The 23,857-nt window shown below is 65.4% G+C and carries 13 protein-coding genes and 1 pseudogene; 9 read left to right on the top strand and 5 right to left on the bottom strand.

What is annotated here, in order from left to right; all coding sequences use genetic code 11:
* Positions 1–177: 177 nt before the first annotated feature.
* Complete coding sequence (locus M1E01_RS18810) at positions 178–1,584, bottom strand: M20/M25/M40 family metallo-hydrolase (RefSeq protein ID WP_457973028.1); 1,407 nt, start codon at positions 1,582–1,584, stop codon at positions 178–180.
* 26 nt (positions 1,585–1,610) lie between these two features.
* Positions 1,611–1,817: pseudogene (locus M1E01_RS18805) on the bottom strand (cytochrome ubiquinol oxidase subunit I); the annotation flags it as partial.
* 558 nt (positions 1,818–2,375) lie between these two features.
* Between M1E01_RS18805 and M1E01_RS18800 the strand changes: the two are divergent.
* The 5 genes from M1E01_RS18800 to M1E01_RS18780 all read left to right on the top strand — a co-directional run bounded on the left by M1E01_RS18800 (position 2,376) and on the right by M1E01_RS18780 (position 10,285).
* The gene (locus tag M1E01_RS18800) at positions 2,376–3,110 is read left to right on the top strand and encodes a GAF and ANTAR domain-containing protein (RefSeq protein WP_457973027.1); all 735 of its coding nucleotides are present in this window, start codon (positions 2,376–2,378) and stop codon (positions 3,108–3,110) included.
* A gap of 682 nt (positions 3,111–3,792) precedes the next feature.
* Positions 3,793–4,803, top strand: coding sequence for an extracellular solute-binding protein (locus M1E01_RS18795; RefSeq protein ID WP_457973026.1), 1,011 nt, complete (start codon positions 3,793–3,795; stop codon positions 4,801–4,803).
* A complete protein-coding gene (locus M1E01_RS18790; protein WP_457973025.1) occupies positions 4,800–6,491 on the top strand; it encodes an ABC transporter permease in 1,692 nt (563 codons plus the stop codon). The genes M1E01_RS18795 and M1E01_RS18790 overlap by 4 nt, the downstream gene beginning before the upstream one ends.
* A complete protein-coding gene (locus tag M1E01_RS18785; protein WP_457973024.1) occupies positions 6,488–7,669 on the top strand; it encodes an ABC transporter ATP-binding protein in 1,182 nt (393 codons plus the stop codon). The genes M1E01_RS18790 and M1E01_RS18785 overlap by 4 nt, the downstream gene beginning before the upstream one ends.
* Positions 7,670–7,708: 39 nt before the next feature.
* Positions 7,709–10,285 (top strand): AMP-binding protein, encoded by a 2,577-nt coding sequence (locus M1E01_RS18780; protein ID WP_457973023.1) that lies wholly within the window; start codon positions 7,709–7,711, stop codon positions 10,283–10,285.
* A gap of 97 nt (positions 10,286–10,382) precedes the next feature.
* Here M1E01_RS18780 and M1E01_RS18775 read toward each other — a convergent pair whose 3' ends face one another.
* From M1E01_RS18775 to M1E01_RS18765, 3 genes are all read right to left on the bottom strand, one after another.
* The gene (locus M1E01_RS18775; RefSeq protein WP_457973022.1) at positions 10,383–13,412 is read right to left on the bottom strand and encodes a glycoside hydrolase family 2 TIM barrel-domain containing protein; all 3,030 of its coding nucleotides are present in this window, start codon (positions 13,410–13,412) and stop codon (positions 10,383–10,385) included.
* A 92-nt stretch (positions 13,413–13,504) separates the two neighbouring features.
* Positions 13,505–14,512 (bottom strand): LacI family DNA-binding transcriptional regulator, encoded by a 1,008-nt coding sequence (locus M1E01_RS18770; protein ID WP_457973021.1) that lies wholly within the window; start codon positions 14,510–14,512, stop codon positions 13,505–13,507.
* 34 nt (positions 14,513–14,546) lie between these two features.
* Positions 14,547–16,595 (bottom strand): FG-GAP repeat domain-containing protein, encoded by a 2,049-nt coding sequence (locus tag M1E01_RS18765; protein ID WP_457973020.1) that lies wholly within the window; start codon positions 16,593–16,595, stop codon positions 14,547–14,549.
* A gap of 285 nt (positions 16,596–16,880) precedes the next feature.
* Between M1E01_RS18765 and M1E01_RS18760 the strand changes: the two genes are divergently transcribed.
* The 4 genes from M1E01_RS18760 to betT all read left to right on the top strand — a co-directional run bounded on the left by M1E01_RS18760 (position 16,881) and on the right by betT (position 23,456).
* On the top strand, positions 16,881–17,504 hold the full coding sequence (locus tag M1E01_RS18760; protein ID WP_457973019.1) for a TetR/AcrR family transcriptional regulator: 624 nt from the start codon (positions 16,881–16,883) through the stop codon (positions 17,502–17,504).
* A gap of 112 nt (positions 17,505–17,616) precedes the next feature.
* Complete coding sequence (locus M1E01_RS18755) at positions 17,617–19,143, top strand: aldehyde dehydrogenase family protein (RefSeq protein ID WP_457973018.1); 1,527 nt, start codon at positions 17,617–17,619, stop codon at positions 19,141–19,143.
* Positions 19,144–20,784, top strand: coding sequence for a GMC family oxidoreductase (locus M1E01_RS18750; protein WP_457973017.1), 1,641 nt, complete (start codon positions 19,144–19,146; stop codon positions 20,782–20,784).
* 539 nt (positions 20,785–21,323) lie between these two features.
* Positions 21,324–23,456: a choline BCCT transporter BetT gene (gene betT, locus M1E01_RS18745; RefSeq protein ID WP_457973016.1), complete on the top strand. Its 2,133-nt coding sequence runs from the start codon at positions 21,324–21,326 to the stop codon at positions 23,454–23,456.
* The last annotated feature ends 401 nt before the right edge of the window (positions 23,457–23,857 follow it).

The raw sequence follows: 23,857 nt of genomic DNA, 5'->3' as shown, positions 1-23,857 counted from the left end.
GCTGGGGCGTAGTTCAACCGGATATTAGGATCCGTCAGCACTACGTGTTCCCGGTGTCGTGAAGTTTGGGATGTTCCGTAAGGCGAGGATTGGACGACGTGTTGGGGCGCCCGTGGCAGGGACTGACGCTCAGTTGCCGCGGGGGCGGGAAGGCGGCTTGGAGCGGCGGATGCGGCGTTACGGGCGGGGAAGATAGGCGAGGCGGCCGAGTTCCTCCCACAGGAACGCAAGAGTCGCTGCCCCGGACTTTAGGAGATCGGCTCGGACGCTTTCGTCGCTGTCGTGCCAGTTGTCTTCCACCAGCCCGGTCCCAAAGAAGACCACCGGGACATCCAATGCGGTGGACAGCAGATCTGCCGGGCCGCCGCCGGCGTTTCCCATCCTTCCAACTTCCGGCACCGCGAAGCCCTTGGCCATTGCTGTTGAGAGGGCATCCACGAGCGGGCTCTCTGGAGTGCGGTAGAACTCCTGGGCGGTCTCGGTGTCCAAGGACAGCTTGTACGCATAGTGGTCGCTGATGGCTTCGTCGACAAAACGACGCACTTGGTCGGCCACATCCTTGACTTTCTGGCCGGCCACGGTGCGGATGCTTAGCTCGGCCGATGCCATGGAGGGGACGGCCGCCCGGGGAACGCCGACCGGATCCCCGGCCTCCAGCGCAATGACCTCAAGCGCGGGACGCTCCCAGAGGCGTTCAAGGACGGTGTAGCTGTTCTCGCCGCCGATGCTGCGTGTATGGGAGCGTTCCAGCCAGTCCTCGGGGTCGTAGGGAAGGGCTGCCAGTTCATCCCGGCGGCGGGCGGAGATTTCCTCGACCTCGTCGTAGAAGCCTGGGAACGTGATGCAGCCCTTTTGATCGTGCAGTTGCGCGAGCAGTCTGCTGAGCTCAAGGGCAGGGTTAGGGGCGGTGCCGGACACGGCGCCGCTGTGAATGTCGGTTAACGGGCCGTAGACCTCGATGCTTACTCCGAGCATGCCCCGGACGCTGGTGCACAGCGCTGGGTGGTCTGCGCGCCACAGCAGGGTGTCGGAGAAGATCACTGCGTCGGCGTCCAGACGGGGCCGGTGGGCCTCCAGAAGGTCCCGCAGTCCCGGCGAGCCGGCCTCTTCCTCCCCCTCGACTAAAAATTTGAGGTTTACTGCCGGCGTGCTGCGCCCCGTGGCCTGGAGGTGAGCGCGGATTCCCCAGATGTGGGCCATCACCTGGCCCTTGGCGTCGGAGCTTCCCCGCCCGTACAGCCTCCCGTCGCGAAACACGGGGTCGAACGGGGCGGTCTCGTCCCAGTTCTCCTGTTTGACGGCGCGGACATCATGGTGGCTGTACACCAAAATGGTGGGCGCGCCGGGGGCAGCCGACCATTCAGCAAAGACCGCGGGCCCTTCTGCCCCCTGCCATATTTCGGTGGTGGGAAACCCGACGTCGCGCAGTTCACCGGCCAACCACTTGGCGGACCGGGTCAGGTGGTGTTTCCGTTCCGGAACCCCGGCAACGGAGGGTATCCGGACCCAATCGCCCAGCCGGTCCAGCAGCGTAGGCAGGTCGGCATCCAGAAAGCGCCGTACGTCGTCATCCTTGTTCATCATGCTCCCGTCGGGTTAGGTCAGATTGGTCACTTATGTGGGCTGAGGTCACGGACATCGTGCGGCCCAATGTCCGCTGCACCGAGCACGTCGGCGCGGCAGGAGTGCATGGGCTGGTGCTCCCGTACCCGGATCTCCGGGTGGTGGGGGTTAAGGGCCGGGCGTTCTGAGCGGATGCGCGGCAGGGAGGCAAAGTTGTGGCGGGGTGGCGGGCAGGAGGTGGCCCATTCGCGGGACGGGCGGACAAGCCCAGCACCACAAGGACGGCGCTCCCGGCGGACAGGAGCACCCCGGCCCCGCCGTGCGCAACCCTTGGCTTATTGTGCATCAGGTGATCCTCCGGACGGCACCGAAGGCCCTCCTGCACGAGCCGTGAAACTAAGGTTACTTAGTAAAGTAGCTTGTTGGAAGGGAACGCCTTCAATTTTTGCAATCACTCGGTAGCAGGACAGGTTTCCTGCTTTGGAACACCTGCCTGTCGGGCGGCTGACGCCGTTGGCGGAGGATGTCGGTTGTGCCCGTCTTCCGGGAGCTAACGATGATCCAGCAGCAAGCTGAAGAGAAGAAGAGGAACAGGCGCAATCGAGAGCATCGCCGGTGCAGGGGATCCGGGATCCGGTGGATACGACTTGGGCAGGCGGGGACATTACCGAAGGGACGACAGTCCGCCCAAAAGGGCCGGCTTTCACATGCTCACCCTGCTGAGCGATTGAACCAGCCCCGGATGCTCGATTCCGTCACACGCCCCGGCCATGGTCTTGGTTGCCGCGGCAGGCATCCCCTACATTAGGGCCATGGACAGCCCGGGGCATGCAAAGGATGTTGAACGGTTGCAGGATCTGGTCGCCGGCATGGACGACATCAAGGAGTTTCTTGATGGGATGACGGCCCTGGGAGCGGCAGCAGTCAGCCGGGCCTCGAGCGCCAGGATTGAATGCGCCGTCACCCTGCGCCGGCGCAAACGCTGCGCGACGATCGCCGGCAGCAGCGATGACGCTATCCTCCTGGACGGCATGGAACAGCGCCTGGGCGAGGGACCATGTGCTGAAGCGGTCAAAACCGGGGAGCCGGTGCTGCTGGCAGATGTGTCAGGTGACGTGCGGTGGCCGCAGTACCGGCAGGAACTGGCGGACCTGGGCTGCCGGAGTGTTCTGGGGGTGCCGCTGGATCTGGGCGAGGACGCCGCTGCCGTGTTGAGCTTTTTCGCCTCCGCCACCGGTGTCTTCACCCAGGAGACGATCGCAGAAGCTGCCGCCTTCGCCAGCGGCGCCGGGCGCGCCCTGCGGCTGGGCATCAGGATCACCGCCGCCGACCTGCGCGCTGGCGACCTTGCCGCGGCCATGGCACGCAGAACCCCTATAGACCTGGCCTGCGGCATCATCATGGCGCAGAGCCGCTGCCCGCAATCCGAGGCCTTCGAAATACTGCGAAAGCTCTCCAGCAACCGCCACCAGAAACTGCATGACGTCGCACAAGCCATCGTTTCCCGGTCCTCAGGAGCAATCGCTACAACACACTTCGAGGCCTAACAACCACTCGCGCTGCCCATGGACCGATTCTCCAGCCAATGGCGGCGAAGAGTCCCTAAGGGACTCATTGGCGCCGAACGGTCAGCGGGGGCCTGCGCATTCTCCTGCCCATGTTCTGTAACGACGGGCAGGACTTCGGCCCGGCAGCGTGCGGCACATCAGGCCAGTCGCCCGCCCGGGCTTGAGGGTCTTCTTCCGGCCTTTGTAGGCATTCGCGCTGCCTCGCCAGCGGAACAGCACCGTACCTGCAGCGCTGGGCAAACGCTGTCTTCGGTCCCGCCGCATTCACCATCTATGTCGTAGTACTCCTCGCCATCTCCACCCTGGTGGCTTGGAGGCTGCCGGAAACCAATGGGAAGAGCCTGACGGAGTAGGTAACCCTGGCCCTGAGCACCTCCAAGATCATCCTGTAGCTCGCCGGGAAAACGGCCTCGCGTCACGGACTTTAGGCCGGCAGAAAAGGCCTCCCTGGCACGTTATTGGGACGCGTGCGAAGGAGCTTCTGCTTGACTGACTCGCGGTGTTCTTGAAATCGTCCTGGGCGTCCTCGGGTTCATGTGCGGCTTCTTCCTTCGACGCGTATTTTCTGCCGGCTCGGGAATTAAGTTAGCCTTGCCTTGCCAAATAACGCGCGGTCGCCGTTCCGCCCCTTTGAGAAGAGCTCCCAGTGCCCCGTCTACGCATGATTACTGCCACCGCAGGCCTTGCAGTCATCGCCTCCGCCTTGGCTGGTTGCGGCGTGGTCGGCGGGCAGCAGCCTGCCGACCTTCAGATCTACTCCGCCCGTCACTATGACCTTGAGGGTGCCTTTGGGCAGTTCACGGAGGAAACCGGCATCTCCGTGGAGTTCATCAGCGGTGGCGACGCCGAGCTCCTCGAGCGACTCAAAGCGGAAGGGGAGGATAGCCCGGCGGATGTATTCATGACCGTGGACGCCGGCAACCTGTGGAACGCCGCGCGCCAGGATGAACTTGCAAGCATCGACTCCTCAGTTCTTAATGACGCGGTGCCCAAGGACCTCCGGGACCCTCAGGGCCGCTGGTACGGCCTTGCCATGAGGGCCCGCACCGTCACCTACAATCCCACCACCGTGGATCCTGAAGAGTTCGACCCCGCGGACACGTATGCGGGCCTGAGCGACGCCAAGTGGAAGGGGCGTCTGTGCATGCGGGACGCCACCTCTTCCTACACGCAGTCCCTGGTGGCCAGCCTGATAGACCTGCACGGCCGGGAGAAAGCCCTGGCAATCGCCAAGGGCTGGGTAGCCAACGGCGTGCAGATCATGAGCAACGACGTCCTGCTGCTTGAAGCCATCGACGCGGGAACCTGCGACGTGGGAATCAACAACCACTACTATCTGGCCCGTACCCTGAAGGAAAAGCCTGACTTCAAGGTGGACCTTTACTGGGCCAGCCAGAAGGGCGCGGGCACGCACGTCAACATCTCCGGCGCCGGTGTCGTGGCTGGCGCGGACAACGCCGGAGACGCGCAGCGGCTCATCGAATGGCTCGCCACCAAAGGGCAGAACCCCTTCGTGGACGCGAACCACGAGTTCCCGGTCAACCCGACCGTGAAACCCGAGCCTGTCATCGCGGACTTCGGCAAGTTCAAACGAATGCCGCTGAACGCCGAAGCCTACGGCGACCTCAACACCGAGGCCGTCGATCTGCTCGCCGAGGCCGGATACAAGTGACCGAAACGGCTGTCCTCGCAGAGGCGGGGAAGGCGAAGCGCCGTCCACTCCGGACGGCCGGTGCCGGCCGCCCGGCATGGTCGGCCCTGGTCCTTGTGGTGGCAGCGGTGGTTGCCACTCCCGTGCTCGCCGTCATCCTCGACGGGCTCGGGAGCCTGGGCGGCACGACCCCGCCGCGGGACCTTGCCGGGATGGTGCTCACGACCCTGCTCCTGATGTTCGGCGTGGCGGCGGGTTCGCTCGTGGTGGGCGGGGGATTGGCGTGGCTTGTCACCGCGTACCGTTTTCCTTTGCGGAATGTCTTCGTCTGGCTGCTGGTCCTGCCCTTGGCCGTGCCCGCCTACATTCTGGGGTTCGTCTTCCTGTCCGTTTTCGACGTCTCCGGGCCGGTGCAGACAGCCCTGCGCGCGACATTTGGTGCCGACGTGTGGGTGCCTGAGGTCCGTTCGCTGCCGGCTGCGATTCTGGTGATGTCGCTGTCCCTGTACCCCTATGTCTACCTCCTGGCGCGCACTGCGCTTCTTGAGCACACGGCCGGCACGTACGATGCGGCCCGAACTCTGGGCGCAGGGCGTGGCCGGGCGCTGCGGCGCGTCCTGCTCCCGCTGGCCCGACCGTCGCTGGCGGCGGGCATGTCCCTGGTGATGATGGAGACGCTGACCGACTTCGCCACGGTGCAGTACTTCAACGTCCAGACCGTTTCCGTGGGCGTGTATCTGGTCTGGAAGGGCACCTTCAATTTCCACGCCGCAACCCAACTGGCGGTTCTGGTGCTGCTGTTCGCCGTCGCAGTGCTGGCGGGCGAGCGGGCGCTGCGGGGCCGTGCCCGCTTCCACCGGCAAGGCGGGCGCGGCCAGGGCCTGCAGCCACAACGGCTTGACGGCGGCCGCGGCTGGGGAGCAGCTGCCCTCTGTACGGCGGCTGTCAGCACCGGCTTCCTGATCCCGGTGCTCCAACTGCTGGGGTGGGCCGTCGCCGGGGCGGTCAAGAGCCCCGGTTTCCTTCAGGACCCGAGGTTCGGCGGGTACATCGTCAACACGCTGCTCGTCGCCGCTGTCACGGCCGCTGCCTGCGTGATCCTCTCCGTAACGGTGGGGCACGGCGTGCGCATCAGTGGAGGCAGGTTTGTCTCCTCTGCAGCGCAGGTGACGACCTTCGGGTATGCAGTCCCGGGCGCGGTGGTGGGGATCGGGGTGCTCATCTCCTTTGCAGCGCTGGATAACGCCCTGGAGGCAGCCGGCGTTCCGGGCGGCACCGGGCTGCTCATCACCGGTTCTGTCCTGGGCATCCTGTACGCCTACGTAATCCGCTTCCTCGCACCGGCCTACCAGGCGGTGGACGCCAGCTTCGCGAAAATCCCGTCAACCCTCACCTTCTCCGCCCTCAGCCTGGGCGCCGCCCCCCGGCGCATCCTGACGCGTGTGCATGTTCCCCTGGCACGGTCCGGGATAGCCGTTGCTCTGATGCTGGTGGCGATTGACGCCGTCAAGGAGCTGCCCATCGTGCTGCTGCTGCGGCCTTTTGGATTTACGACGGCGGCCGTCTGGGTTTACGAGCTTGCCCGCGAGAACTTCTGGGAAAAGGCATCACTGCCGGCGTTGGTGATCGTCGCCGCAGCCGTCCTCCCCGTCCTGGTCCTGGTGCGGCAGGCCCGCGGCAGTGAAACCCGAGGAGAGGCCCCAGCATGACCATACGGGTGGCAAGCGGGCGGCGTCCCGCCGGCAGGGAGAGCGCCCCGGAAGCTTTGGTCTTCGAGGGTGTCAGCAAGTACTACGGCCCCGCCGTGGGCGTGGGCACGCTGGACCTGGCGATTCAGGCCGGCGAGCTGGTGACTCTGATTGGCCCTTCGGGCTGCGGCAAGTCGACAACCCTGCGCCTGGCGGCAGGCCTGGAACGCCCGGACCGGGGCACCATCAGGGTTGCCGGGGACGTGGTGGCGGATAAGCGCCGGTTTGTGCAACCTGAACGGCGCCGCGTGGGCCTGGTGTTCCAGGACTACGCACTGTTCCCGCACATGACCGTGGCCCAGAACGTCGAGTTCGGCCTGGACCGGCTGAACCGCAAGGAACGCCGGGCACGCACCGGGGAGGTACTCGACCTCGTGCGGCTCGCCCACCTCGCCGGGCGGTACCCGCACGAATTGTCCGGCGGCGAACAACAGCGCGTGGCGCTTGCCCGCGCGCTGGCGCCGCGCCCCGCCGTCGTGCTCCTTGATGAACCGTTCTCGAGCCTGGACGAATCCCTGCGCGCCCAGGTGCGCCGGGATACGGTGGCAACGCTGCGTGAGGCCGGCACCACCGGGGTGCTCGTCACCCATGACCAGACCGAGGCCCTCTCCGTGGGCACACGTGTGGTGGTCATGCACGGCGGGGTCATTGAACAGGCGGACACACCGGAGAAGGTCTTCGAGCAGCCGGCCACCCGCTTCGTCGCCTCCTTCATGGGTGACGCCGACTTCCTCCCGGCCCGTGTGCACCGCGCCCTGCTGACCTGCGAGATCGGCGTCGTATCAACCGTCCCCGGCTGGGCCAACAGCGAAGCGGACGTCGACGTGGTGCTGCGGCCCCATGAAGTGGCGCTGCAGCCGGACCCGCGCTCTCCGGCACGCGTGTCCGCCATTGAGTACCACGGCGCCTTCGTGCTGCACTATGTGACGCTGGCCTCCGGACGCACTGTCCGCTCCTGGCAGCCCCACACGGTGCGCCACCCGGTGGGAACGGCGGTCGCTGTGACGGTGGCGGCGGGCACCACGCCCACGCTGCTGCTGGGCGACCGTGCGGTTACGTCTCCACCCCCGGGCAGCGCGCTGCAGCAACCCCTGCCCGCGCCGATCAAGCCGGGCGCCCAGCCCGCCAGTAAAAGTTAGGCCAGTCCCCATGTCCACCAATAAAGCCCGGGTGACGCATTGACCGCGCAGCCAGATCTCGCCCGGGTCGCCTTCGCCGACCTCGCCCGCCACGGCGACCGCCCCGCCGTCCTCACATCAGACGGAGTCCTGACGTACCGGGAGCTTGCATGCCGTGTTGACGACCTTGCCGCCCGGCTGGGGACCGGCCGCCGGCTGGTGGTGCTGGCGGCACGCAATGACCTGGACTCGCTCGTCAGCTATCTCGCGGCCCTGTCAGCGGGGCATGTGCTTTTGCTGGCCCCGGCGGACAAGCCCGAGGCCCTGGCCTCCCTGCTGGGCGCCTACGATCCGGACGTGCTGCTGCGCCCGGGCGACGGCGGCGGGACACCTCTGCTTGAGGAGCGGCGTACCGGGTCCCGGCATGAGCTGCATCCCGAATTGGCGCTGCTCCTGAGCACCTCGGGTTCGACAGGCTCCCCGAAACTGGTGCGGCTCTCGCACACCAACCTCACCGCCAACGCCGAGGCCATTGCCGAGTACCTGCACATCGGACCCGAGGACCGCGCCGCCACCACGTTACCCCTGCACTATTGCTACGGCCTGTCGGTGATCAACAGCCACCTCATCCGCGGGGCAGGGCTGGTACTCACCGACCTTTCGGTGGTGGACCCCTGCTTCTGGGACCTGTTCCGGAACCGGCAGGCCACCTCCTTCGCTGCCGTTCCCTACACCTTCGAGCTTCTCGAACGGGTGGGTTTCGCGGAGGCGGATCTGCCGCACCTGCGTTACGTCACCCAGGCGGGCGGGAGGCTGGCGCCGAAGAACGTCCGTTCCTGGGCGGAGACCGGGCAGCGCCGCGGCTGGGACCTCTTCGTCATGTACGGGGCAACAGAGGCAACGGCACGCATGGCTTACCTGCCACCGGATCTGGCCGCCGACCACCCAGAGACCATCGGCGTCCCGGTGCCGGGCGGAGCCTTCCGCATTGACCCGGTGGAGGACCTGGCGGACGGGGAGCTGGTCTACACCGGCCCCAACGTCATGCTCGGCTACGCCGAGAGCCCGGAGGACCTCGCGCTGGGCCGGAACGTGCACGAACTGCGCACCGGTGACCTCGCGCGCCGGCACCCGAACGGACTGTACGAGGTCGTCGGCCGCCGCAGCCGGTTTGTAAAAATCGTAGGCTTGCGCGTGGACCTCGGCCAGGTGGAGCGCATCTTCGCCGACATGGGGATCAGCGCGGCCGCCGCCGGTTCCGATGACCTCCTTGTGGTTGCCGTCGAGGGCGACCACGACGCCGGAATGCTCACCAAGGTCCTGTCCGGCACCGTCGGGTTGCCCCGCACCGCCGTCGCGGTGCACCCGGTAGAGTCCCTGCCGCGCCTGGCCACCGGCAAGCTGGACTACCCTGCGGTCCGCCGGCTTGCCGTATCTGATTCGGCCGCTGCTCCGACCGTCTCCAGCGCGCCGGCAACGGAGGGGCCGGCCGACATCCGGCGCATCTTCGCAGAGGTCCTGGAATGTTCCCAGGTCGCTGACAATGACACGTTCGTGTCCCTGGACGGCGATTCCCTGTCCTATGTCGCGATTTCCGTGCGGCTGGAACAGGCACTGGGACAGCTGCCACCCGATTGGCACCTCGTACCCGTGAAGGAGCTGGAACGGCGCCGGAAGCCCAAGCGGCTCCGCATCGTGTCCTTCCTGGAGACGTCCATTGTGCTCAGGGCGGCCGCCATCGTGTGCATAGTGGCCACGCACGTTGGACTCTTCACGTTCCAAATCGCCCACCTGCTCTTCGTGGTGGCGGGCTACAACTTCGCGCGGTTCCAGCTGGCCGGCGAGAGAGCACCACGGTTGCGCCGCCAGCTCCGCGGCCTGGCACGGATAGCAGTGCCCTCCATGGCGTTCATCGCTGTCGCCTATCTGCTCACAGACCACTACACCATCGCCAACATCTTCCTGCTCAACGCCATGCTGGGGCCCGAGGAGCTGACGACCCAGTGGCACTTCTGGTTTGTGGAAATGCTCGTCTACGTCCTCCTGGCCGTGACAGCGCTCCTGGCCATTCCCTGGGCCGAGCGCTGTGAGCGACGTGCGCCCTTCTGCTTTGCGCTGGGCCTGGTGGCCCTTGCCTTGCTGAGCCGCTACGACATTGTGGATCCCGGCCTGCCCAAGCCTGCGCCGGTGTTTTGGCTCTTCGCGTTGGGCTGGGCACTGGCACGCGCCCGCACGGGCCTCCAACGCTGGACGGTCTCGATCATCACGCTGCTGACCCTGCCGGGTTTCTTCCACAACACGGTGCGGGAGGCGGCCGTGGCCGCTGGCGTCCTGCTTCTGGTGTGGGTGCCGGCGCTGCCGGTTCCTGCCGTGCTGCGCCGGGCAATCGGCTGGCTGGCCGCAGCTTCGCTGTTCATCTACCTCACCCACTGGTTGGTCTACCCCGTACTGCTTTCGATCAATCCGTTCCTGGCTGTGTTAGCTTCACTCGTACTCGGGGTCGGTTACTGGAGCCTGTGCCGGTGGCTGCCCGGCACAGCAGCAAGCAAAAGGGCCGGATGGCACATCAAGTCGTTGCTTCGCTCACCGGCCGGCCGCCCGCAACAGCCAGAACCAGCCTCCAGGCTCCAAGCGTGACATAGCTGCAGGTCACGTTCAGTTGTCAAGGGGCTTCCTGCCGAACCAGCGCAGACGGGGGCGGCAGCTGCCACAGTGGACACCACCATCCTGTAGCTCAGCCCTTCACGCGCAAGGCCAGGGTAAAGTCAGCCTCCCTGGGCCTCAACCGATACGGTTCGAGGACACCGGGTCCGCAGGCGGCAGTTCCGACCCCTCGCAGGACGTGGTCCACGTACACATAGCTCCTCCCGTCAGCGAGCAGGTCAGGGCGGTGCGGGGCCGCGTCGAGGGTTTCCAGGCTGTAGGGGCGCACAGTAAGGGCAAACGGCTGCCCGGATATATTCAGGGTGCTGCCTTCAAGGTCGAGAGCCGCTGACCTTACCCCGGACCGCGCTCCGCATTCCTGCGGCCGCACGTAGTCCACGTCCATCTCGGCGAGCGGCAGCGCAAACCATCCTCTACGGTTCCCGTGGCCGGTGTCCGGGTAGCTCTGGTGCGGGCCCTGCCCATACCAGCTCACCGACCTGGTTTGGCTGGCCAGCACAAGCTCCAGGCCTATCCGCGCCCACTCCACCTCGAAACCGGCGTTCACCCATGTGCCCTCGGGCCGGACCCGGGTCCTGAGGGCCAGGGATTCGCCGTCGCTGGTCCATGAGTAGTCCACGAGCACCCCGAACTGCTTGCCCGCAGCTCCCATCCGGGTTCGGACGGACAGAATTTCTCCTCCCTCAGGAGCGGTTTCTGCACTGATGCCCAGCAGCCGGGTGTGGAGCCGGTGAAGTCCGGCGTCCTTCCAGTGCATGGCAAGCGGACGCGCGTCTCCCCACTCACTGCCCAGGTCGTTGTCCGTGGGCGGCCACCACAGCGCCAGCCCCATCTTCTCGACCGGGATGCCGCCGATTCGGGTGGGCATGCCGGTGGTCCGGCTGAACACCGCGGGGCCCAGCCGTAGTTCATGATCTAAGGCCGTGACGCGTTCAAACGCGCCCGGAAGGAGAGTCTGGGCCGGTTCATGGACGGCCTGGCCCCAGGCGACCTCATGACCCCGGGCAGCCCAGGGTGAATCAGCGGCAAGAACAGCGCTGACGGTGAGCACTGCGGGCCCCCTGCCGGGCAGCCGTTCGGCAGCCAGCCGGCCGACTTCGGCAGGCAACGGGACAAACGTCTCGGCTTGAGGTGTCAACGGTGCAACGTCCACTGTCCCGGCCTTGAGCGTGACACCGTCGGCCTCCACGCTGTAACGGAAGCTGAACATCGAGGTGTCCGCAAAGTCGTGGCCGTTGCGGAGTCGGAATCCGGACCAGTCCTCCATGACGTGAATGCGGAGCGGCTCGATGACCTTCTTGAAATCGAGGAGCCCGGGGCGGGGTTTGCGGTTTGCGTCGACAAGGCCATCGGTCACGAAGTTCCCGTCGTGGACCTCCTCACCGAAATCCCCACCGTAGGCGAAGTATTCGCTGCCGTCCGCGGAGGAAGCTGTGATACCGTGCTCCAGCCATTCCCAGACGAACCCGCCCATCAGTCGTGGATACCGGTCAAACAGGTCTTGGTATTCGCTCATGCCGCCGGGGCCGTTCCCCATGGCGTGCACGTATTCGCAGAGCACAAACGGCATGGCCCGCCGTCGCGCATCCAGCTCCGCATCCTCCACTGCCGGCTCAATGCCCTGGCCAATCAGCTCGGTTTCCGCCTGGCTTGCGTACATCCGCGAGTACACGTCCACGTAGGCGCAGGACCAGTCGCCTTCATAGTGGATGGGGCGTGACGGGTCGCGGTCCTTTGTCCAGCGCGACATGGCTGCAAGATTCCTCCCGGTGCCTGCCTCGTTACCCAGTGACCACATGATCACGGACGGGTGGTTTTTGTCCCTCTCAACCGTCCGGCGCATCCGGTCCAGCAGTGCTGTCTGCCATTGCGGATCATCACTCGGATTCTGGGCCCAGCCGGCGCTCTCAAAGCCGTGAGTCTCCAGGTCACACTCGAGAACCACGTAGAAACCTAGCCGGTCTGCCAAGGCGAGGAATTCCGGGTGCGGCGGATAGTGCGAGGTACGGATGGCGTTGATGTTGTGCTGCTTCATGAGCCGCAGCTCCGCCTCCACCATGTCCCGCGGCACGACGCGGCCCAGACGGGGATGGTGTTCGTGGCGGTTGACGCCGCGCAAAAGGATGCGCCTGCCGTTGACCTTGAATTGCGCGTCGTCAATGGTGATGCTGCGGAAGCCCAGCCGCAGCGCCACGGACTCGCCAGGCGTGCTGGCGGTCGCGTCGTAAAGCCGCGGGACTTCGGCTGACCATGGTTCCACTCCCGGCATACGCAGCTCCGTGCCGGCGGCCAGTTCCAGGTCCAGCTCCGGAACGCGGACGACGGCGTCAATCGCCTGGCCGTTCCGGCTCACCTCTACCTTGAGGATGCCTTCGCCACTGACATGGTCATACCCGGCGTGGACGAACACGTCATCAATGCCGCCAGCGGGCCGGGCCTGCAACGTGACGTCACGAAAGATGCCGGGCAGCCACCACATGTCCTGGTCCTCCACGTAGCTGGCAGCTGAGAATTGGGCCACCCGGACGGCGAGGGTATTGGTTCCCTCAACCAGAATGCCCGAGACGTCGAATTCATGAGGAAGCCTGCTTCCGCGGGTGGTTCCGAGCTCCACCTCGTTCAGCCACACCGTTCCCGCAGACTCGACGCCGTCAAACCGCAGCAGGGCCTTTGGCAAAAATTCCGGCCCGGCTGTGAAGCTCACCACGTGATCGCCGATGGGGTTTGCCTCGGGAACGTGCGGAGGTTCCACGGCAAAGGGGAACTGGATGTTCGTGTACGCGGGGGAGCCGTGGCCGTGCATGGGCCAGCTGGAGGGGACGGGCAGGGTTTCGAATCCGGCCAAATCCTTCCCCAGCTGCCATCCGTCGGCCGGTGCCGAGCGTACCCCGGCACTCAGGCGGAACCGCCAGTCCCCGTTGAGCGAGAGCCTTGGGGCGTCGCTGGAGAGGTAGGCCCGGGCAGGGAGGGAGCCCCTGCCCGGAGCCACGGAGGACAGCTCCCGCCCGTCCTCAGCGCCGAGCTCGAGACTGCGGGATGTGCCGACGGGGACCGCAGCCGGGGCAAGGCCGGCCGCTGCGGAGCGTGACTGAACTGACATGGATATTCCTTGCTAACGGGGGCTGACGGGGATTCGTGAACGTTCACGTCTGCGGAACAGCTTAGCCCGTCCCGTTTATTTTGAGTAGAGCGTCAGGCCGACTGGCGGACAATCAGTTCGTGCCGGAGGGTCAAAGACGCCTCCGCACTTCCCGCCGGGACAGAGCCGGACAGCAGTCCTTCGAGGAGGTCGACGGCGGTCCTGCCAACCGCGCGAAGGTCCAGGGAGAGCGTGGTCAGCTCGGGAGTTAGCAGCTCTCCCAGGGGTATCCCGTCCATGCCAACCACGGCACAGTCCGCAGGTACGGACTTGCCGGAGTCCTGCAGGGCCTTGAGGGCCCCTGCTGCCATCAGATCGTTGAACGCCAGGAGCCCGTCAATCTGCTCCTGGCGCGATAACAGACCGGCGATGACGTCCCGTGCCGCACGGGCAGTGGGGGCAGCACTGCAGCACTTCAGGTCAACACCGGCTTCGGCCGCCACTGCAGCTACTGCAGCGCCACGGCCGGCAGCGGTGCCGCCCTGGTTCGAGTCCAGATAGGCGATGCTACGGCAGCCACGGGCTGTCAGGTGGTTTAGAGCAAGCCGGGCTGCGTGGGGATAGTCGAACGAAATGGCGCCCGCGGCCTGGCCTGCCGGATGGTCCAGAATTACTACCGGGCGCCGGCCCATGAGGGTTTGCGCACCGTCGGACTGCTCATCCAGATAGCCGATCAAGGCGTCCACCTGGGGCGCCAGCCGCGCGACGGCGTCCAAAGAACTTCCGGTGCCATGACCGTAGTCGTCCACCACCACATTCCAGCTTCGCTGAGTGGCAGCCTCCACCACACTTGAGGCGAATGCGGGGAAGTACGGGTTTGTCAGGTCAGGAACGGCCAGGCCGACGGAGACGTGGGCACCCTGAACCAGGCCTTTCGCGAAACGGCTTGGGGTGTATCCGAGTTCGGCCGCCAACGTCCGGACACGCTCCCGTGTTGCCGGGCTGATACCGGCCATGTCATTCATGGCGCGGGTGACAGTTTGGCGGGAGACGCCGGCGGCGGCTGCAACATCCAGGATGGTGGCACGCTGGCCGAGCGGCTCACGGGATCGGGACGTCATAATCCGCAATTCTAGGCGCGCCCGTCCGAATTGATTACCGGAAGATGCTGTAGGGCCCCCAACCGCCGCTGAGGAGAACGCGGGTTCCCCAGGTTCCATTCCGCATGGGGTAGTAGGCGAGCCTGCCGTCGGTGAGCCGGGCAATCAGCCCATGCGTGCCGGAACCCCGGAATCCTTCGACTTTGGTGACGCTGTTGATGCCGCTCCAGTTCCCGCCGGTTGACGGTCGAGGCCCGGGGTGGAACGTGCCTGTTCCGTTGGAACGGTACAGCAGCATGGCCCCGTCATTGCGCTTAACCAGAAGGTCCTGCGAGCCGTCCCGGTCATAATCGGCCATGGTGATGTACAGGCCGTTCCAGCCGTTACCGATCCTGGTGCGGCTTCCGAGGGTCTTTCCTGTGCGGTTGGGATAGTGCCAGAGAGCACCGGCTGCGTCGTAGGCCACGACGCCTGGATATCTATCAGCTTTGCGCCAGCGGCCCACGGTGACGTGGTAGCCGCCCCATCCGGAGCCGATGACCTGACCCGGGGCGAATCCTCCCGCTGGGTTTCCCTGGTGGTAGCTCAGGCGGCCGTCTTTCCACTGGGCAACCAGGTCGAAAACACCGTCCTGATTCCAGTCAGTGGTGAAGCCGTTTTTCAGCCCGGTCCAGCCCGAACCGATCTTAATCCGGGGCTGCAGGCCGCCCCTGCCGTTGGACCGATAGCTCCACAACACTCCGTCAGCGCCGGCGGCCACGGTGTCAGCAGCCCCGATGGAATTCACGGGAGCCGGGCCGGCGGGTGCGCTGGTGGTGCCGAGCCGGCGGTCGGAGAACCAGTAGCGCTTGGTGACATGGTTGCTGGCCATGACGACGATCCCGGTCGTAGCGTTCACGCTCTGCTTGGAGCTGGTCACATTATTCATATGGGGTGACGCTGCATCTTCAATAACAGCTTTCCCCCGGCCAGAGCCAAAGACCGGGTTATCCATTGACGCTGTTTTTTCGTAGATACTTCCCGCTACTCCCGGGAAGGCGCAGCCCCTGACAGAGGTCGAGGGCGCGGTGTAGAACGCACGGACCAGGTTGTTCGCGGTATCAAGCATGATTTGCGGGCGGCTGACACAATCCCCAGTCCTGGCGATGGTGGTCTGGCTGAAGGAGCCTGTGGCCGGTTTGAACACCACCAGCAGCAACTGGGCCAGCGCCGGATCGGAAGAGCCATCATCGAGGCTCGTCTTCACAGCGGCGAATACCCGGCCGCTGGCATCGGCCTGCAAAGTCTTAATGTTCAGGTGGTCATCCACACGTTTGTTGCCCTTGATGGCCTGTTTCACCTTCCACGATGAGGCGCTTCTCGGACTTTCGTCGTCCTCATGCGTGGCCCACCACGCCGTCCCGGTGGCCTGATCGGTCCACATGATCCCGATTTCGTCGCCGTCATAAGCGACAATTGCGGAAAGGTCATCAGGTGTCGGGCTCGGGTCCTGGGCTGCGGGAACCACAAACGGCCTCCCCCAGCCCGCCCCGCCGGGCAGTGAATGGTTCACATAGACCCTGCTGGTGCTGCCGGAGACCTGGGTCCAAGTGGCCCAGATGGCCCCCTTGGAGTCCTTCGCGATGCTCAGTGACTCGCTGCTGTTGTTCGAGATCGCGACTGGGAAACCACTGCTTAGCGTGTATTTCCCGCCAAAATAGCTGTAGCGGAACAACCTGGCCGGTTGTCCGGACGCAGAATTCCCCGTCGTCACGACATTGTGGGCGATGTACAAGTGCGTTCCGTCCCACAAGGTATCCGATGACGTGCTGGCCCTCGGGTCGGTCCGCACCCCGGTGTCCACCCAGGTGGCCGTGCCCCGGTTTAGGCGGTAAATGCTCCATCCGCTGCCGGTCTTCCACATGCTCGCCCACCACGAACCGTCATTCCACCACAACTTGCTCTGCGGCTTATCCGCCGTCGGAGGGTTCTGCACGCCGGAATATGTGAGGCTCGGAGTTCCGACAGTGGCCGCCTGCGCGGCGCTGTTGACACCCAACAAACCGCCGGCGACGACAAGGGAGAGGACAACAATGTGGCTAAGCCAGCGGACGGTCTTCTTCATCGATAACACCATTCCTAGGCGGCAGTAAAAGCCTCAGCCGGTGTCATCCGGTGCCTCGTTCGGTGCCAATAAGCGCCGGTTCCCGCCGGAAGCCTGCTGGGCGAATGCTGCTCGGAACTCCGTCCGGAGCTACATTATGCCGCCGCTCCCTCGTGGATACCTTGTAAAAACCTTGGGGAAGCAGTTGATGCAGCCCCAACCAAAGTGAGTCCGGGGATTGCACCCCGGCCTTCCCCTGGCTGGCAGCGAGATGCACTCATCGGGGTTTCGCAATAGTCTGACCGGGTGGATACAGGCACCGTGAACTCCGGCGAACAGGTTGACAGGCAGTCGCGCATTCTCGAAGCGGCGCTGGATCTGCTGTCGCGCCATGGGATCTCAGGCGTGAATATGCGTGCCGTGGCGCGCGAAGCCGGCGTTGCACTGGGGCTAGTGAACTACTACTACGAAGACAAGTCCAGCCTGATCCGCGCGGCCCTGCGCCGCATCGACGAGCACGACCTCATGCTGGTCGCGCCGGACCCGACGTCGCCCCCGGACGAACAGCTCCGCGCGGCCCTCCGGCGCGTTGCGGGCCCGGAACTCCTGACCACGCGCTATCTGTCCCTGCGTCTCCACCTTTGGGCTCTCGCTCAGGCCCATGAAGACTTTGCGGTGATTAATGCCGCGGCGTTCGAGCGGTACCTCGATGGGCTTGCAGCGCTGATCGCCAACGCCAAGCCCGAACTTTCCCGCGATGAGTGCAGGGAACGGGCAGCCGACATTGTCGTTGTCCAAAACGGCATGTGGTTGACGGCACTCCTTGGCGTAGACAAGGCATCTATCCAGCGAAACCTCGCCCGGACGGAGCAGATCGCCTTCGCCGGTCCGCGGGAAAGCCAGCAAGGCCCGGGCGCCGCGTCCCTGTAGTCCCTGACTCCCGCCATCCATCCCTCCGTGCGTAGCCTGGACACGCGCGTCATTGAACACATGTTCAACAAAAGCATTGAACACCTGTTCAACATCGGCTAACCTGCATCGTATGACCCACGACACACCAGCTCACCTGTTACTGACCGATGCCGCTTCCACCCTGTTCATCAGCGGCCGGTGGGAGCCGGCCGCGTCCGGTGCGGTACGCAAAATCCACAATCCGGCCGACGGCGAACTGGTCGCCACCGTGTCCGAGGCCGGCCGGGACGACGCGGAGCGCGCCATCGCTGCTGCCCGGGCCGCCTTCGACTCCGGCGTCTGGGCCTCGGTCCCGGCACCAGAGCGAGGCGCCTTCCTTCTCAAGGTCGCCGCTGAACTGCGGGAACGCCGCGAGAAATTCGCCCGCGCCGAATCGCTGGACACCGGAAAGCGGATCGTCGAAAGCCGGATCGACATCGACGACATTGCCGCCTGCTTCGAATATTTCGGCCGGCTCGCCGGGCAGCAGGCGGGCCGCGTTGTCGATGCCGGGGATCCCGCCGTCGTCAGCAAGATCGTCTACGAGCCGGTGGGTGTCTGCGGCCTGATCACGCCGTGGAACTACCCGCTGCTCCAGGCCGCGTGGAAGATCGCGCCCGCCCTGGCCGCCGGCTGCACTTTCGTGCTCAAGCCCTCCGAGCTGACGCCGTCGACCGCCATCCTGGCCATGCAGCTCCTGCAGGACCTGGGCCTGCCGGACGGCGTCGCCAATCTCGTGACGGGCCCCGGCGCGGAGGCGGGTGCACCGCTCTCGGAACATCCCGCCGTCGACCTTGTCTCTTTTACCGGCGGACTGGAGACCGGAAAGCGCATCGCCGCGGCCGCTGCCGGCACCGTGAAGAAGGTGGCGCTGGAACTCGGCGGCAAGAACCCCAACGTGGTGTTCGCCGACGCGGACTTCGACGCCGCCGTCGACAATGCCCTGAACGGGGCATTCGTGCACTCCGGGCAGGTCTGCTCCGCCGGGGCGCGGCTGGTGGTCGAGGAATCGATCGCCGACCGTTTCGTGGACGAGCTGGTCCGCCGCGCGCAGGGCATCTGCCTCGGGGGCCCCTTCGATGAGGCTGCCGAAACCGGGCCGCTGATTTCCGCTGCCCACCGCGAGAAGGTGCACGCCTATGTCCAGCGCGGAGTGGGGGAGGGTGCGCGGCTGCGGTGCGGTGGAGCGCCCCCTGAAGGGGAGAAGTACGACGCCGGTTTCTACTACCAGCCAACCGTCCTGGACCGCGTCTGCAAAGGGATGTCCGTCGTCGAGGACGAAGCCTTCGGCCCGGTGGTGACCGTCGAGACGTTCCGCACCGAGGACGAGGCCGTGGAGATCGCCAACGACACGATTTACGGGCTGGCCGGTGCGGTCTGGACCCAGGACGCCGGCAAGGCACAGCGTGTGGCCGCCCGGCTGCGGCACGGCACCGTCTGGATCAACGACTACCACCCCTACCTTCCGCAGGCCGAGTGGGGCGGCTTCGGCCAGTCAGGAGTCGGACGCGAGCTCGGCCCGACAGGTCTGGCCGAATACCAGGAAGCCAAGCACATCTACCAGAACACCGACCCGCAGGTAACGGGCTGGTTCGCTGACCACGGCAAGGAGAACTAGATGCATACCGACAACGTCGAGAACCTCAACGACCGGGAATTCGACTACATCGTCATCGGCGGCGGATCCGCTGGAGCTGCAGTCGCCGCGCGGCTGAGCGAAGACCCGGCCCTGTCCGTGGCGCTGGTGGAGGCCGGACCCGACGACCGCGGCCTGCCCGAGATCCTGCAGCTGGACCGCTGGATGGAGCTGCTGGAATCCGGCTACGACTGGGACTACCCGGTCGAACCGCAGGAGAACGGCAACTCCTTCATGCGGCACGCCCGTGCCAAGGTCATGGGCGGCTGCTCCAGCCACAACTCGTGCATCGCCTTCTGGGCCCCCCGCGAAGACCTGGACGAGTGGGAGTCCAAGTACGGCGCCACCGGCTGGAACGCAGACGCCGCCTGGCCACTGTACCAGCGGCTGGAAACCAACGAGGACGCCGGCCCGGACGCGCCGCACCACGGCGACTCAGGCCCCGTGCACCTGATGAACGTGCCCCCGGCGGATCCCGCGGGGGTCGCACTCCTGGACGCCTGCGAACAGGCCGGCATACCGCGGGCGAAGTTCAACACCGGCACCACCGTGATCAACGGCGCGAACTTTTTTCAGATCAACCGCCGCGCGGACGGCACGCGTTCCTCCAGCTCGGTCTCCTACATCCACCCGATCATTGAGCGCGCGAACTTCACCCTGCTGACCGGCCTGCGCGCCCGCCAACTGGTGTTTGACGCGGACAAGCGCTGCACGGGCGTCGACGTCGTGGACTCGGCATTCGGCCGGACCCACCGGCTCTCCGCCCGTTGCGAGGTCGTGCTGTCCACCGGCGCCATCGACTCGCCCAAGCTGCTCATGCTTTCCGGCATCGGCCCCGCCGCGCACCTCGCCGGACACGGAATCGACGTCCTCGTCGATTCCCCCGGCGTGGGCGAGCACCTGCAGGACCACCCCGAAGGCGTCGTGCAGTTCGAGGCCAAGCAGCCGATGGTGCAGACGTCGACGCAGTGGTGGGAGATCGGCATCTTCACCCCCACCGAGGAAGGCCTGGACCGCCCGGACCTGATGATGCACTACGGCTCCGTCCCCTTCGACATGAACACGCTGCGCTACGGGTACCCAACCACGGAGAACGGCTTCAGCCTCACCCCGAACGTCACGCACGCGCGCTCCCGCGGCACGGTCCGGCTGCGCAGCCGGGACTTCCGCGACAAGCCCGCGGTCGATCCGCGGTACTTCACCGATCCGGAGGGCCACGACATGCGCGTGATGGTCGCCGGTATCCGCAAGGCCCGCGAAATCGCCGCGCAGCCTGCCATGGCCGAATGGGCCGGGCGCGAGCTCTCGCCTGGTATCGAGGCGCAGACGGATGAGGAACTGCAGGACTACATCCGCAAGACGCACAACACCGTTTACCACCCCGTCGGCACCGTCCGCATGGGGCCGGCGGACGACGACACGTCGCCGCTCGACTCCGAGTTGCGGGTCAAGGGAGTCACCGGCCTGCGCGTCGCCGATGCCTCCGTCATGCCAGAACACGTCACGGTCAATCCCAACATCACCGTCATGATGATCGGGGAGCGCTGCGCGGACCTCATCCGCGCCAGCCGGAGGGGCGAAACAACGACGGCGGAGGCGCAGCTCAGCGTGTCCCTCGCCTGAGCCCCGGCGCGATCCGGCGCTGGTCCGGCGACCCCGGTGGAGGGTGCAGCATGCTCCCTCCACCGGCGCTTTCCGTATCAGCCCGGGTCTACCGCGCGAAGGGAACTATTTTTGAACCATCGTTATCAGAACATCTTGAACACATGTTCAATGTGAACTACTCTCCTCATATGACCTACGCCACACCCAGCGGAGTCGCTTGGCCTCCTCTCAGGGAGGAACCGGCGTAGGCACAGCCAGACTAGGCAAAACACTTGGGGGAAACGGCCGGGGGCCCACAATCGCTGCCCTGCCGTTGATTTCACCCGCGTCCAATGGCGGTCACGGGTAATCACCATCGTGCTTTCTGACTTAGGAGTCCAGATATTGGAACGCAATAAGAGTATTGATTCAAGCGGCATGGACGAGTTCGGCTACATTGATGGCCCACGACGAATGTCCGCGATTGCCACCATCTGCCCGGATCGGGCCTTGCCCCGCGCCATTTCCGCCCGCACGAAACACCGCCATGATGTGCGGTGCACAATGAGAGGGACGACATGAGTCAGGTAGCCGACGCTCCGCCCGTAACACTTACTGGAGGCGGTAACACGACCCCCGCGGCTCGAACCCGCGTCAATTGGACCGTCTTTATCGGATCGGCCACCGGGATCCTCGCGATCGCCATCTGGGCCATCAGCGACGCCGTAGGCGCCGAGGCCCTGATCGGGTCCATGGTTACCTGGGTATCCACCAACATGGGCTGGTACTACTTCCTGATCGTTACCGTCGTGGTGGTGTTCGTCCTGGTCCTCGCCCTGACCCGGGTGGGCAAGACGAAGCTTGGCCCGGACCATTCGAAGCCGCAGTTCAGCATGTTCACCTGGGCGTCAATGCTCTTCGCAGCCGGCATCGGCATCGACCTGATGTTCTTCTCGGTGTCCGAGCCCGTGACCCAGTACCTGGCTCCCCCGCAGGGTGATGGCAGCACCGTCGAGGCCGCCCGTCAGGCCATGGTCCTCACCCTGTTCCACTACGGAATCACGGGCTGGGCCCTGTATGCGCTCATGGGACTGGCCCTGGGCTATTTCGCCTACCGGCACAATCTGCCCCTGAGTATCCGCAGCGCGCTGTACCCCATCTTCGGCAAAAAAATCAACGGTCCGCTCGGCGACGGCGTGGACATCGCAGCCCTCCTCGGGACCATCTTCGGCATCGCCACCTCCCTGGGCATCGGCGTCGTGCAGCTTAACTACGGGCTCAGCCTCATGTTCGGCTTGCCCGAGAACGTCGCCGTGCAGATCGGCCTGATCGTCGTGGCCGTTGTCATGGCCACCGCGTCCGTGCTCTCCGGCGTCGAAAAAGGAATCCGCCGGCTCGCCGAGCTGAACGTGATCCTCGCCCTCGCCCTCATGGTGTTCATCCTCCTGACCGGCAAGACCAACTTCCTGCTGGACGCGATCATCCAGAACACCGGCGACGTGCTCAGCCGGTTCCCGGCCATGACGCTGGATGCCTTCGCCTATGACCGGCCCGGTGACTGGCTGCAGGGCTGGACACTCTTCTTCTGGGCATGGTGGATTGCCTGGGCTCCCTTCGTAGGGCTCTTCCTCGCGCGCATCTCCCGCGGCCGCACCATCCGACAGTTCGTGCTGGGCACCCTCATGGTCCCCTTCGCGTTCATCCTGGTGTTCATCTCGATCTTCGGCAACAGCGCCCTCGACATCGTGATGAACGGTAATGCTGCCTTCGGGGAGACGGCGATGGCCCAGCCGGAGCGGGCGTTCTACGGCCTCCTCGAGCAGTACCCCGCCGCGCCGCTGATCATCGGTGTGGCCACCTTCACCGGACTGCTCTTCTACGTCACCTCCGCCGATTCAGGTGCCCTCGTCATGGCCAACTTCACGAGCCACCTGAAGGACGCCAACGCCGACGGACCCAAGTGGCTGCGCGTCTTCTGGGCCCTGGTGACCGGTCTCCTGACGCTCGCCATGCTGACCGTCGGCGGCGTGACGACGCTGCAGAACGCGACGATCATCATGGGTCTACCGCTCTCGATCCTGCTGCTGTTCATCATGCTAGGCCTCTTCAAGGCGCTGCGCGTGGAAAACTCGCTGGCCGACAGCTACCGCGCGAGCCTGCCGGGAATCATCTCCGGCCACAGCGCAGACGGATCGTCGTCCCGCACGTGGCGGCAGCGCCTCAACCGGGCCATGACCTACCCGGGGCCGAAGCAGGCGGACCGCTTCGTGGACACCGTGGCGCTGCCCGCGTTGCAGGAGGTGTACGACGAGCTCAAGGCGCAGGACGCCAACGTGAGCCTGACGACGGGCATCGTTGAGACCTGCGGCATCCGCCACGTCGACCTGCTGGTGAGGCTCTGCGATGAGCGCCCGTTCAAGTACCAGATCTACCCGGTCCAGTACGACACCCCGTCTTATGCCCCGGGCAATGCCGCGCTCGAACCGAAGTACTACCGGATGGAGGTTTTCTCCCTCGAGGGGAGCCACAGCTATGACCTCGCCGGTTACAGCAAGGAACAGGTCATCACCGATGTACTGGACCACTATGAGACACATCTCGAATTCCTGCACCTGAACCGGGCGGTGCCAGGTACCACGGCCGTCACCGAGGACCAGGCGGCCAAGGACAACTGGGAATCCGACTTCGTGCACCAGGAGGAGACAAAGTGACACGACGTCTCCTCTGCGCAGAAGGGGGACGGCGAGAATGGAGTCACTCACCATCACTCCACTGAGTCCTGCTATATGGACGCCATAGGCGCATAACTCGAGGGAGGCTGCCGTCGCTGAGATGGCAGCCTCCCTCTGCGTTTGCGGCAGAAGTGCGCATACCCTAGGGTCACCCCTGATCCGACGGCCTGTGCCGGACGGGTCGAGGATAGGCTGTCCGGCGTACCCTGGAGCGGCACCGTCAACGATGCGTGACAGTGGCTCCCGGGAGTACGCGGCGAATTTCAGGAGGTTCCCATCAGGGTCCCGGATGTAGGCACTTATCATCCACCCGAGTGCACCCAACTGCTCGCAAGGACCTTCCTCATTTGTGACTCCCGCGTATTGCAGGAAGGTCAGTA

It is taken from the genome of Arthrobacter sp. D1-17 (assembly GCF_054130535.1).
This window is presented reverse-complemented; position numbering and strand designations above follow the sequence as displayed.